General features: G+C 70.8%; 11 protein-coding genes and 1 pseudogene. 5 read left to right on the forward strand and 7 right to left on the reverse strand.

Annotated elements, in window-relative coordinates; all coding sequences use genetic code 11:
• Window positions 1-1,429: pseudogene (locus RIF89_RS05630) on the reverse strand (family 65 glycosyl hydrolase); the annotation flags it as partial.
• 104 nt (window positions 1,430-1,533) lie between these two features.
• Here RIF89_RS05630 and RIF89_RS05635 point away from each other — a divergent pair.
• Both RIF89_RS05635 and RIF89_RS05640 read left to right on the forward strand, forming a co-directional pair.
• A complete protein-coding gene (locus tag RIF89_RS05635) occupies window positions 1,534-2,007 on the forward strand; it encodes a CinA family protein (RefSeq protein WP_309068160.1) in 474 nt (157 codons plus the stop codon).
• Between the two features lie 26 nt (window positions 2,008-2,033).
• The gene (locus RIF89_RS05640; protein WP_309068161.1) at window positions 2,034-3,026 is read left to right on the forward strand and encodes a hypothetical protein; all 993 of its coding nucleotides are present in this window, start codon (window positions 2,034-2,036) and stop codon (window positions 3,024-3,026) included.
• Here RIF89_RS05640 and RIF89_RS05645 read toward each other — a convergent pair.
• From RIF89_RS05645 to RIF89_RS05670, 6 genes are all read right to left on the reverse strand, one after another.
• Window positions 3,011-3,943, reverse strand: a complete 933-nt coding sequence (locus RIF89_RS05645; RefSeq protein ID WP_309068170.1) for an aldo/keto reductase — start codon at window positions 3,941-3,943, stop codon at window positions 3,011-3,013. The two genes, RIF89_RS05640 and RIF89_RS05645, sit on opposite strands and share 16 nt — an antisense overlap.
• Window positions 3,944-4,050: 107 nt before the next feature.
• Complete coding sequence (locus RIF89_RS05650; RefSeq protein ID WP_309068162.1) at window positions 4,051-5,088, reverse strand: alpha/beta hydrolase; 1,038 nt, start codon at window positions 5,086-5,088, stop codon at window positions 4,051-4,053.
• A 62-nt stretch (window positions 5,089-5,150) separates the two neighbouring features.
• Window positions 5,151-5,969 (reverse strand): hypothetical protein, encoded by an 819-nt coding sequence (locus RIF89_RS05655; protein WP_309068163.1) that lies wholly within the window; start codon window positions 5,967-5,969, stop codon window positions 5,151-5,153.
• A 100-nt stretch (window positions 5,970-6,069) separates the two neighbouring features.
• Window positions 6,070-6,567, reverse strand: a complete 498-nt coding sequence (locus tag RIF89_RS05660; RefSeq protein WP_309068164.1) for an HNH endonuclease — start codon at window positions 6,565-6,567, stop codon at window positions 6,070-6,072.
• A gap of 401 nt (window positions 6,568-6,968) precedes the next feature.
• On the reverse strand, window positions 6,969-7,874 hold the full coding sequence (locus RIF89_RS05665) for a M23 family metallopeptidase (RefSeq protein WP_309068165.1): 906 nt from the start codon (window positions 7,872-7,874) through the stop codon (window positions 6,969-6,971).
• A gap of 279 nt (window positions 7,875-8,153) precedes the next feature.
• Window positions 8,154-8,861: an iron dependent repressor, metal binding and dimerization domain protein gene (locus tag RIF89_RS05670; RefSeq protein ID WP_309068166.1), complete on the reverse strand. Its 708-nt coding sequence runs from the start codon at window positions 8,859-8,861 to the stop codon at window positions 8,154-8,156.
• A gap of 121 nt (window positions 8,862-8,982) precedes the next feature.
• On the opposite strand from RIF89_RS05670, the gene serC reads away from it, so the two are divergent.
• The 3 genes from serC to RIF89_RS05685 all read left to right on the forward strand — a co-directional run.
• Entirely contained in the window at window positions 8,983-10,098 is a 1,116-nt protein-coding gene (gene serC / locus RIF89_RS05675) for a phosphoserine transaminase (protein WP_309068167.1), read from the forward strand.
• A gap of 226 nt (window positions 10,099-10,324) precedes the next feature.
• Entirely contained in the window at window positions 10,325-11,905 is a 1,581-nt protein-coding gene (locus tag RIF89_RS05680; protein WP_375294436.1) for an MFS transporter, read from the forward strand.
• A 17-nt stretch (window positions 11,906-11,922) separates the two neighbouring features.
• Window positions 11,923-12,516, forward strand: a 594-nt coding sequence (locus RIF89_RS05685) for a hypothetical protein (protein ID WP_309068169.1), incomplete at its 3' end; no start/stop codon positions are given.

Here is a 12,516-nt window from a genome sequence, read left to right on the forward strand (position 1 = left end):
CCCACAGGCGGGACGTCTCGATCAGGATCTCGGCACCGGCGTCGCGCTCGAAGTCGACATCCCCCGTGGCGCGGACGTAGCGGCACACCGCGGCCGCGATGGCCGCGTTGTTGTGGAAGGCCGCGGTGCCGGCCGGCCAGTACCCCGAGCTCTCCCTGCCGTCGATCGTGCGCCACGGGAACGCGGCGCCCTCCAAGTGCAGCTCCCGGGCGCGAGCGCGCGCGTCCGGCAGGATGTCGTGCCGCCACTGCAGAGCCGTGCGCACCGCATCCGGATGCAGGTACGTCAGCGCGGGCAGGACGAAGCCCTCGGAGTCCCAGAAGGTGTGACCCGCGTATCCCGTCCCCGTCAGCCCCTTGCTCGGCACCGACCGGCCCTCCAGTCGCGCGGAGGCCTGGAACACCTGGAACAGCGCGAACCGGATCGCCTGCTGCAGCCGGTCGTCCCCGTCCACGACGACATCCGCGCGATGCCAGAAGCGGTCTAGCGTCGCGCGCTGCTCAGCCGCGAGCCCGTCCCACCCGACGCGGCGCGCGTCGGCGACGGCCTCCTCCGCCCGGTCGCGCAGCGCCGGGACGGACACCCGGCTCGCCTCCTCGTGCCCGACGTACTTGACCAGCGTGAGCCCGGCGCCCGGCGCCAACTCGGCCCGGATGGTGGTGCGGGCGAGATCGTCCGAGACCTCGGTGCGCAGCTCGAAGTGCGCCGCGTCGCCGGACGTCTCGTGATCCATGCAGACGGCCACGTGGATGCCGCTCTCCCACGTGCGGTGCACGAGCGTGGCCGAGTCGCCCCGCGTGTGGTGTCCCGCAGCCGCGAACGCCGGATCGAGCGCATCCTGCACGCGGGGATCCGGATGCACGGAGGGCAGCGGCTCGTTCGCCACGAGCTCCGACTGCACGGCGATCGTGACCGGCTGCTCGTCCGCCGTCACGGTGTAGCGGATCGCCGCGACCGCCCGGTGCGTGAGGGAGACGAGCCGCTCCGACTCGACGGTCACGGTCGATCCCGACGGAGACGTCCACCGCGAGCACCGTCGCAGCACCCCGTCGCGCAGGTCGAGTCGCTGCTCATGGTGGTGCAGGCGCCCCCGCCGCACGTCGAAGGGGTCGTCGTCCACGAAGAGGCGGATCACCTTGCCGTCCGTGACGTTCACGACGGCCTGTCCGCGCGCGGGGTAGCCGTAGCCGGGCTCGGCGTAGGGCATCGGATGCAGCTCATGCACGCCGTTGAGGAAGCTCCCCGGCTCCGCCGACGGGTCACCCTCGTCGAAGTTGCCCCGCCACCCGATATGCCCGTTCGACAGCGTGAAGACGGATTCGCGCCGCCCCAGGCGCGACTCGTCGAAGCCCTCCGCGCGAATCGACCAGGGCGAGACATCGCTCGCGTCGGTTCCGAGGGCCGCAGGCTCGATCGACTCAGGCGTCACACCTCGACGCTATCCGACCGGATGTCGGCCCTCCGCCCTGTCAGCAAGACAGCCCCCGCGTCAAGCGGACCCGGAGTTTCCCTTCGGGGTGACAGGGTGGATCCGTGAAGACTTCCATCGAGCGTTTGAGCGAGGCTGCGCGCGCACACGGTCTGACCGTGGCGGTCGCCGAGTCCCTGACGTCAGGCCTCCTGGCGAGCGAGGTCGGCAAGGGCGAGTCGTCGAGCGAGTGGTTCTCCGGCGGCGTGGTGGCGTACCGGATGCCGGTGAAGACCCACCTGCTGGGCGTGCCGGAGGGAACGGACCCGACCTCTGCCGAGTGCGCCAGCACGCTGGCGACCGGAGTCCGGGCGCTGCTGGAAGCGGACATCGCCGTCGCGACGACCGGTGTGGGCGGGCCCGACCCGGAGGACGGCCACGACGCCGGCACCGTGTACCTCGGCTGGGCGACGGCGGACGGCTCGGGCGCTGACCACCTGCAGCTGGAGGGCGGGCCGGAGGAGGTGCTCGGCGCGACGGTCGATCACGCCATGCGCCTGCTCGTGCGCCTGGCGGAGGGCGCCGGCGGTCGCGGCTGACGCCCCGCCTCGCGCAGACGCCGGCCGTGACCACGGGAGCGCCGACCCGCGAACCGGACGACGCCGCGTCGTCGGCCCGGCAGACGCAGCGCTATCTGCGCCTGTCGCTCGTGCTGCTCGTGGCGGTGCTGTTCCTCGGCGTCGCCATCCAGACGGTCGTCGTGTCCTGGACGCCGCTGCGCCTCGGCTGGCAGGTGCTGCCGTCGATCAGCCACTACTTCTACACGCCCGCGCGTCCCGTGTTCGTCGGCGTGCTGGTGGCCGCGTCGGTCGCGCTGCTCGCGCTGTCCGGGCGGCGCGCCCCGAGCGCCTTCCTGGATGCCGCCGCGCTCTTCGCCCCGGTGATCGCGGTCGTGCCGACCGCGATCCGGACGCCCGCATCCGGTGAGCTCGGCTGCGGGCCGGCGCCCTGCATCCCGGTGGATATCCTGTCCACCGTCTACGTGGGAGTCGCGACGTACGTCGTCACCGTCCTTGTCGTCGTGGTCGCGCTGGCCGCGATCCGTCGGCGGAAGCGGATCACTCCGACCCGCTCGTTCGTCATCGTGTCCGCGGTCGCGGTGGTCGCGGCGCTGGGCCTGGCCGCTCTCGCATTCGCGCCGGGCCTCCGCGAGGGCTTCCCCTTCAACCTGTGGCCGATCGGCTCGATCCACTTCGCGGCCGTGCTGCTGTTCTTCACCTGCTTCGCGGTCGTGCCGCTCGTCTACGGCTGGCAGCCGGTCGAGGCGGACGAGACGCCGCCGACGCGCCGGCAGCGCACCGTCTACCGGCTCGTGGCGGTGCTGATGGCCGCCGATCTCGTCTTCCTGCTGCTGGCCTTCCTCGCCCGCGGGCTCGGCTGGCCGCTGTTCGGCGACGCGCCCGTCGTGCTGGTCGGCGAGTTCGTGGCGCTGCTGCTGTTCGCGTGGTTCTGGTGGGAGCAGACGCTCCAGCGCTGGGACGACGTGGTCGGCCCCTTCGCCCTCCCGTCGGCCGGGGCGTCCGCTCCCCCTCGATCAGCCGATCAGGGCACCACGTAGCCGGCCGCGCGGGTCAGCTCGTACCACTCCGGTCGCGTGAGCGGCAGATCCGAGCCCTGCGCGGCGGCGGTGACGCGCTCGGGCGTCGTCGTGCCGAGCACGACCTGCATGCGCGCGGGGTGACGGGTGATCCACGCGACCGCGATCGCCTCCGCCGGCACGTCGTACTTCTGGGCGAGGCGGTCGATGACGGCGTTCAGCTCGGGATAGCGATCCGAGCCGAGGAACGGCCCGTCGAAGAACCCCGCCTGGAACGGGGACCACGCCTGGATCGTGATGTCGTGCAGGCGGCAGTAGTCGACGATGCCGTCGTCGCGCACGATCGACTGATCCAGGCCCTGCATGTTGGCCGCGAGTCCCTGGGCGATGATCGGCGCGTGCGTGATCGACAGCTGCAGCTGGTTCGCGACGATCGGCTGCGACACGTGCTTGCGCAGCAGGTCGATCTGGCGCGGCGTCTGATTCGAGACGCCGAAGGCGCGCACCTTGCCGGCCTCGGCGAGCTCGTCGAACGCGCGGGCGACCTCCTCGGGCTCTACGAGCGCGTCGGGGCGGTGCAGCAGCAGGATGTCGAGGTAGTCGGTGCCGAGCGCCTCGAGCGATCCGTTCACCGACTCGACGATGTGCTCGTACGAGAAGTCGAAGTACGGCCCGTCCTTGACGATGCCCGCCTTCGACTGGATGACGAACTGCTCGCGCTCGGACGAGCTGAGCTTCAGCGCCTCGGCGAAGCGTCGCTCGCAGCCGTGCACCTCCGATCCGTAGATGTCGGCGTGGTCGAGGAACGTGATGCCCGCATCGCGGGCGGTGCTCACGAGGGTACGGACCTCTTCGTCCGACTTGTCCTGGATGCGCATCAGCCCCAGGACGACGTTCGGCACTTCGAGGTCGGTCCCGGGCAGCGTGAAGGTCTTCATGCGCTTCAGCATATGGGCGGCGCCCGGCGCGGGGTCGGGCTGGACAGGTGCCATGCTCCTCGCGTACGTGGCGGCCTGACGGATCGGAGAACCAGGCTCCGGGGCCGCTACCAGCCGTCCGACACGCCTTCCCTCATGTCGGCGCCGGTGACCTCGCGCAGGAACGCGACCTGGGCGACCATCGCCTCCCGCGCCTGCGGCGTGTCGAGCGCCAGCTGGTACTCGTGGCCGACCGTGTCGGGTGTCGTCGACGCGTCGAAGAAGAGGGTCGTGACGTCGACGTCGTTCGCCTCGAGCGCTTCGACCCACTCCCGGTTCTGGGTCAGCAGGGGGTCGGCGGGCCCCGTCGAGACGAAGGCCGGCGGGTACGCCGGATCGACGTGCTCGGGCAGGGCCGTGTAGAGGAAGTGGTCGTCCTGCAGGAACGACCTCGTGCCCGAGTACGACCACATCACGGTGCGCATGAAGAACCCGAAGGTCTCGTTGTCGTAGTTCACCGATGTCGGATCGTAGGGGCCGCTGAACAGCACGGTGCCGACGACCTGGTCGGGTGCGACGGCCGCCGGCAGCCCGGCGCGCGCCGCGTAGTCGGGCTGGGCGATCGCCATCGTCGCCTGCGCGGCGATATGAGCGCCCGCCGAGTCGCCGGCGATCACCAGGCGATCCGGATCCACCCCGAACTCGTCTGCATGCGCGAGGACGTGGGTCATCGCCCGATCGACCTGCTCGATGGGCGTCGGATAGACGGCCTCCGGTGCGTGCGTGTACTCGACGTTCACCACCGTGAACCCGTGCGAAGCGAGCACGGAGAGGTAGCTGCGCAGCGGCTCCTTCTCTCCGGCGATGAACGCGCCGCCGTGCACCCAGAAGACGGTCGGCAGGGCGGCATCGGCGTCCTCGGGGCGGAAGACATCCAGGCGCCCGTCGGCCGACGCACGGTCGTACACGACGTCCAGGTCGGAACGGATGTCGCCCGGCACGTACTTCGCCGCCGTGTCGGCGTTCTCGAGGCCGGCAGGATCGGGCGCCGACCGGATGAGCCACACGGCCGGCCACGGACTGACGTTCCAGAACACCACGCCCCCGACCGCGAGCACCGCGATCACGCCGACGACCCACAGGACCACCCGCACCAAACGCCTCACTCCCGGAGCCTCCCACGTGGTCGGATGCCGTCGAACGCGGCGGCGGCGATGCTCACGGGAGGTCAGGAGAGAAGCTCGAGGAGCTGCGCCTTGGTGAGACGCGAGTACCCCGGGCGCTGCTGCGCGCGCGCCCGCGCGCGCCGCTCCGCGACGGTCAGCGACGACAGGTTGGACGCGTCGAACGGCGCGACCGCGGCCTGGGGAGCGCGCCGGCCCGGTGCACGCTCCCGCGCGACGGCAGGCGCGGGCGCCTCGATCTCGCCCGGCTCGACGTCGGCCGGGGCCGAGCCCGCGGGCGTCTCCTCGTTCGCTGTCTCCTCGACGGGAAGGGATGCCGCGGCGGTCTCCTCATCCGAGCCGTCGGTGCCGTCTGAAACACCGACCTCGCTGATCGCTACCTGGCTCGGCGTTTCGACCCCGGTCGGCGCCTCCAGCCCGGTCGGCGCCTCCGGCCCGCCCGGCGCTCCCATCTCGGTCGACGTCTCGACGGCGCTCGGCGCCTCGAGCTCCCCTGCCGCACCGAAGCCGGACGCCTCCACCGTCGCGGCGCGCTCGCTCTCGCGCTTACGCGCCTTCTTCATCAGCTTCTCGGCGGCCCTCTTCTCGGCCGCCTTGTCCGCCAGCTTCGACTCGATCCGCTCGGTCGCCCTGCCGATCGCGGCGACCGCGGCGGACGCGTTCTTCTCGACCTTGCGAGGCTTGCGCGCGATGCGCTTCTTCGAGACATCCGCCGCTTCCGCGGCCTCCTCGGCGAGCGAGCGCAGCTTCTTCGCGTCCTTCTTCGGCAGCGTCCTGCTGAGCTTCTTCGCGTCCTTGGCGGCGTCGGCTGCCGCGTCGACGGCCGCCTCCGCGGCCTTCTCGGCCTTCGTCTTCTTCGCCACGATGGGCCCTTTCTGCTGCGAAGCGGCGGGCGTGCTGCCCGGAGCGGTGTCGGACGTCAGCGGTCGTCGGTGCGCGCCGACGGGCGGCCTGCGCCGCGCGTCACGCGGCGAGTGCGAGATACGGCTCCCAGCGCGGATCGGCGCGCTCGGCGCCCCGCACGGTCCAGGCCGTGCCGCGCGGCGGACGCGGCGTCATCCGCAGCTCCCAGTGCATCTCCTGCGGTGTGCGGTCGCCCTTGACGTTGTTGCAGCGCAGGCAGCACGCGGCGAGGTTCTCCCACGAGTCCGCGCCGCCGCGTGAGCGGGGCAGGATGTGGTCGATCGTCGACGCGGCCTTGCCGCAGTACGCACAACGGTAGGCGTCGCGGCGCAGCACGCCGCGTCTGGTCACCGGGATCCGGCGGGTCGTCGGCACGCGGACGTAGCGTGTCAGGACGATCACCGCCGGGCGGTCGTAGGCGGCCGACGTGCCCCAGACGGGCTCGTCCTCATCGTGCTCGATGACGGTCGCCTTCTCGCTCATCACGAGCACGAGGGCTCGCTTGAACGAGATGACCGCCAGCGGCTCGTAACCCGCGTTCAGTACCAGCGTGCGCATTCCAGATCCTCCAGGTCGGTCCCGGACGGCTTCCGGGATTCACGAACTTGCATGCGCGTCGAGGTCGAAAGGTGTGCAGAGACGAGAAAAGGCGCCGTCTAGACAGACGACGCCTCCACGACCGCGGCCGATCCGCGGCTCGCGTGCACGTGATGAAAGAGAGCTTGGTGCCGCAGGACGTAACGCCCGAGCGCATCCATGGTGCGGGTGCGAGGTATTCGTTCCAACGTAAGCTCCTTCCTCCCTCGTGACCTGTCGGCGACGGGATCAGGGTAGCCCACGCGCATGACTGCGACGCCCATCGCCGATGAATTCGCGCGCGTGTCGGCGGCGGAGACGCGACGACGCCCGCACCGGATCGGTGCGGGCGTCGTCGAGGCGAGGATGCGAGCCGGGTCAGCTCACATCGGCAGCCAGTAGAGCGGGTCGACGAGACCGCCGTTGACGCGGACCTCGATGTGCAGGTGCGGCGCGGTCGAGCGACCCGTCGAACCGACGTAGCCGATGACCTGGCCTGCCGTGACCGACTGACCGGGCGAGACCGCGATCGAGCTCATGTGACCGTTGCGCACCTCGACGGCCGAGCCGTCGACGTTCGCGTTCAGGACCACGAGGTTGCCGTACGCGCCCGAGTAGCCGGCCGTGGCGACGACGCCGTCGGCGACGGCATAGATCGGCGTGCCGGTCGCGATCAGCAGGTCGAGGCCCTGGTGGCCGCGGCCCGAGCCGAGGCTCTGGCCGACGGTGTAGCCGCCGGGCAGCGGGAACGTCACCGAGCCGCTCGCGGCCGGCGCGGGCACGCTGGGGACGGAGGCGACGGACCCGTACGTGGATGCCGAGTTGGCGGCTGCCTTCGCGGCGGCGGCGGCAGCGGCTGCCGCGGCCTCGGCCTGCTTCTTGGCGCGCTCGGCGGCGGCCTTCTCGGCCTTGGCCTTCTCGACCTCCTCTGGGGTGGTCGCGGCGTAGGACGAGCCGGCGACCTTCGGAGCGTCGACCTCGGAGGCGACGACGAGCGACTGCGCGGCACCCGCGGCGACGTCGTGCATGGAGACGACCTCGCCCTCGGACTGGATGGCCGCGTAGGCGGGGAAGGCGACGCCGGCGATCAGCGCGCCGACGGCGGCGACGGTTCCGATCGCGCGAAGCGGACGGACCTTGGCGGCGCCGGCACGGCGCGCATCGCGCTCGGCTCGGCGGATCGCACGGCGGACATTGACGGGACGGGCGGGAGCGGCCGAGTCGACACGGACGAGACTCGTCGACGTCTTCTCTTCTGGGCGCTCGGGCAGCGAAGCGTTTTCGGACAAAGTAGATCCTCCATCGCCATGCGGTTCGGGTCCGCCGGCTCGTCAGCACTGGGTTGTCGGGGCACACAGTGTGCGATCCGTGGAACGACGAGCCGCTGAGGCGATTTCCCACGGAGCAACCCGGGAAGGGGTGGCCCCGGGTATCCCCCGAGACTACGGGAAGGTAACGGAATTGTCACGCTCGGATTCGGATCCAGCCCTGTCAATCCCCTGGCACTCCCGCGAGGCGGGAGCGATCCCACCGCCTCGGGCGATCGCCGGGCCGGCGGCAGCGGCAGGTCAGGCCGCGACGCGGTCGTCGACGAGGAAGATGTGCGAGGCGAGCTCGACGGGCAGCTCGAGGCCGCCCTCCTGCCCGTCCATCTGCACGAGCACGTAGCCCTCGCTGTAGCGGTAGTCGCCCTCCGCGCCCGGGATGACACCGGCCTCGCGCAGCTGCTGAAGGAGGTCCGGATCGACCTGAGCCGGCTCGGCGAGACGGCGCACCGTGCCGCGGATCGGGCCGCCCTCGGCGTCGAGCCGCTTGACGAGCCCCACGACGCCCTCCTCGAAGGTGTGGGAGGGGGCGCCGCCCAGCTGGTCGAGGCCCGGGATCGGGTTGCCGTAGGGCGACTCGGTGGGGTGACCCAGCAGCTCGACGAGGCGCCGCTCGACCTGCTCGCTCATCACGTGCTCCCACCGGCACGCCTCCTCGTGCACGTACGCCCAGTCGAGTCCGATCACGTCGGACAGCAGGCGCTCGGCCAGGCGGTGCTTGCGCATCACGTCCACGGCCTTCTGACGGCCGGCATCCGTGAGCTCGAGGCGCCGGTCGTCGCCGACCACCACGAGACCGTCGCGCTCCATGCGCCCCACGGTCTGCGACACCGTCGGGCCGGAGTGGCCCAGACGCTCCGAGATGCGCGCACGCAGCGGCACGATGTTCTCCTCCTCGAGTTCGAGGATCGTGCGGAGGTACATCTCGGTGGTGTCGATCAGGTCGGTCATTGCTGCCCCGTCAGAAGAATGCGGTCGCGCGTACTCAGGCAATCCTAACCACCGGGGAGGCCCCGGGAGGCGGGCGTCACGGGGGCGAGGAGCGCAGCGTCCCGGCAATATGCTGGGGCGCATGACGCTCACGATCCCCGCCGACCTCCTGCCCGCCGACGGACGCTTCGGATGCGGGCCCGCCAAGGTGCGCGCGGAGCAGGTCGAGGCACTCGCGGCGGTGGGGACGACCCTGCTCGGCACGTCGCACCGGCAGGCTCCGGTGAAGAACCTCGTGGCGAGCGTCCGAGAGCAGCTCGCCGGGCTGTTCCGCCTGCCCGACGGCTATGAGATCGTGCTCGGCAACGGCGGCTCCACCGCGTTCTGGGACGCCGCCGCGTTCGGCCTGATCGAGCGCCGCAGCCAGCACCTCACCTTCGGCGAGTTCGGCGGCAAGTTCGCCAAGGCCGCCAAGGCGCCGTGGCTGGAGTCCCCCGACGTGCGCGAGGCGACCCCCGGTTCGCGCGTCGGAAGCGAGCCCGTCGCGGGCGTCGACGTGTACGCATGGCCGCACAACGAGACGTCCACGGGAGTGTCCGCCCCCGTCACCCACGTGCACGGCGACGATGGCGCCCTGACGGTGATCGACGCGACGAGCGCCGCGGGCGGCATCGACTTCGACGTGACCGAGACGGACGTGTACTACTTCGCGCCGCAGAAGAACCTCGGCTCGGACGGCGGTCTCTGGTTCGCCGCCATGTCCCCCGCCGCGATCGAGCGGATCGAGCGCATCGCGGCATCCGGTCGCTACATCCCCGAGTTCCTCAGCCTGTCGCAGGCCGTCGCGAACTCGCGCCTCGAGCAGACGCTGAACACCCCGGCGCTGGCGACGCTCCACCTGCTCGACAGCCAGCTCGCGTGGATCCTCGGCAACGGCGGGCTCGCGTGGGCGGCCGCGCGCACGGCCGAGTCGTCGGGCACGCTGTACGCCTGGGCCGAGGCGTCCGAGGTGGCGACGCCGTTCGTGTCCGACCCCGCACACCGCTCCCCCGTGGTGGTCACGATCGACTTCGACGAGTCGATCGACGCCGCGGCGATCGCGAAGACCCTCCGCGCGAACGGCATCGTCGACATCGAGCCCTATCGCAAGCTCGGCCGCAACCAACTGCGCGTGGCCACGTTCGTCTCGATCGATCCGGATGACGTGCGCCAGCTGATCCGCTCGATCGACTACGTTCTCGACAACACCGCTCGCTGATCGCGCCGGGCGGCTCGGAGCCGCTCTGCCGCGGTTCATGGGATTCTGCTGAGCCGTTCAGATCCGGTCGCTAACGCGCCCGCGCGTAACGCCGCTTCACTCGCTGTCAAATCGACGCACCCGCGTTTTCGGGCCACCTCATCTTTGGCTATGTTCGTGGCTTTGGTGTCTGCCGCCTGCGCGGACGGCGCCCGTCGATACGCATGCGAACGATACGGAACGAGTGATGAACGTGACCCCCAGCAGCACCGAGCCGCCCAAGGCCAATCCGGTCGCGGTGACCCCCGCTCCCCGGGCGCCTCGGCGGCAGTCCCGCAGGCTCCGCGTCGACGATGTGCTCGTCGTGAAGCGGTCCCGGATCCGCACCGCGATCTCCGGCACCGTGGTGGGCAACTTCATGGAGTGGTTCGACTTCGGCATCTACGGCTACCTGGCCGTGACGATGACCGCGGTGTTCACCGAGGGCCTGCCCCCCGAGGCGGGCCTGCTCGTCACCCTGTTCGGCTTCGCCGTGTCCTTCCTCGTGCGCCCGCTCGGCGGTGCCGTGCTCGGTCCCATCGGCGATCGCATCGGGCGCCAGAAGGTGCTGTTCTTCACGATGGCGATGATGGCGGCGTCGACCACGCTGATCGGCGTGCTGCCGACGGCCGCGCAGATCGGCCTGTGGGCGATCCTCCCCCTGTACCTGCTGAAGATGGTGCAGGGCTTCTCGACCGGCGGCGAGTACGCCGGTGCGACGACGTACGTCGCCGAGTTCTCGCCGGATCGTCGTCGCGGCTACTGGTCGTCGTGGCTCGATGCCGGCTCGTACCTCGGCTTCGCGGCCGGCGCATCGACCGTCGCGCTGACGACGCTGATCGTCGAGTCGATCTCCGGGCCGGGCGCCATGACCGAGTACGGCTGGCGCATCCCGTTCCTGGTCGCGCTTCCCCTCGGCGTCGCCGCGATCTGGCTGCGCTCGCGGATCCCCGAGACGCCCGCGTACGAGGTCGCCGAGTCGGCCGGCGAGACGAAGCCGGACGCCGCCGATCCGTTCGCCCGGCACGGCCTCATCGGGATCTTTCGCCACTACTGGCGCCAGATCCTGATCGCGATGGCGATCGTCGCCGCCACGAACACCGCCGGATACGCGCTGACGAGCTACATGCCGACGTATCTCGAGACCGAGGTGGGCGTGTCGAACCTGCTCGCAGCGATGGCCACCGTCCCGGTGCTCATCGTGCTGTCGGCCAGCCTGCCGCTGGTCGGCCACCTCTCCGATCGCATCGGCCGCAAGCCCGTGTACCTGCTCGGGTCCGCCTCGACGATCGTGCTGATGCTGCCGGCGTTCGCCCTGCTGCAGACGGGCGCGATCTGGGCGATCTTCGTCGCCCTCCTGCTGTGCAGCGTGCCCGTGGCGCTGTGGATCGGCCCGTCCGCCGCGGCGCTGCCGGCGATGTTCCCCACGGCGTCGCGCTTCGGTGCGATGGCGATCGCGTACAACCTGTCGGTGTCGCTGTTCGGCGGGACCACGCCGCTGTTCAGCGAGTGGCTGATCCAGCTGACCGGGAACAGCTACATGCCGGCGTTCTACATCATGTTCTTCGGCGCGGTCGCCGGCGTCGCCGTGCTGACGATGCGCGAGTCGGCGCGCCGACCGCTGCTGGGATCGGTGCCGACCGTCGAGACGCGCGCCGAGGCCGCCGAGCTCGTCGCCGGGCAGGACGAGAACCCGCTGATCGACACCCGGACGATGCCGCTGACGAAGCAGCAGCCCGCCGAGCCCGCTCTCACGCGCGAGCACACCCGCGAGACCGCCGGCGTCTAGCGTCGCGTTCTCAGGGGTTGTCGGCTTCTCAGGACCGGATCCGCCCGGGGCTCCTGGGAAGCCGGCATCTCCGCAGAACCCGGCACCCGCACACGCGAACGGCGCCCCGGAACTTCCGGGGCGCCGTTCTTCGTCAGAGCGAGGAATCAGTCCTCTTCGTCGTCGTCCTCGTCGTCCTCGTCGTCATCTTCGTCTTCGTCGTCATCCGACTCGTCGTCGTCTTCGTCGTCGTCTTCGTCATCCGACTCATCGTCGTCGTCGTCGTCATCGTCGTCATCAGACTCGTCGTCATCGTCGTCGTCATCCGACTCATCGTCGTCGTCGTCGTCCGACTCGTCGTCGTCGAAGTCGTCCTCGTCCGACTCGTCGTCCGACGTGTCGTCGCGATCCGCGTCGAGCGTCTCGATGTCGACCCCGTCCACGTCGCCGGCGTGGAGGATCGGCGAGCCGTCCTCGTCGAAATCGTCGGCGTCGATGTCCTCCGACGTGTCGTCGGGGACAGCGGCGGCCTCCGCGGCGGCGGCCTGCGCGGCCTGATACTCCTTCAGGCGGACGGCCCACGGCACCCACTCGGGGGCGAGCAGCGCATCATCGCCGGGCAGCAGCTCCGC

Source organism: Microbacterium sp. (assembly GCF_031178525.1).
Lineage (GTDB): Bacteria > Actinomycetota > Actinomycetes > Actinomycetales > Microbacteriaceae > Microbacterium.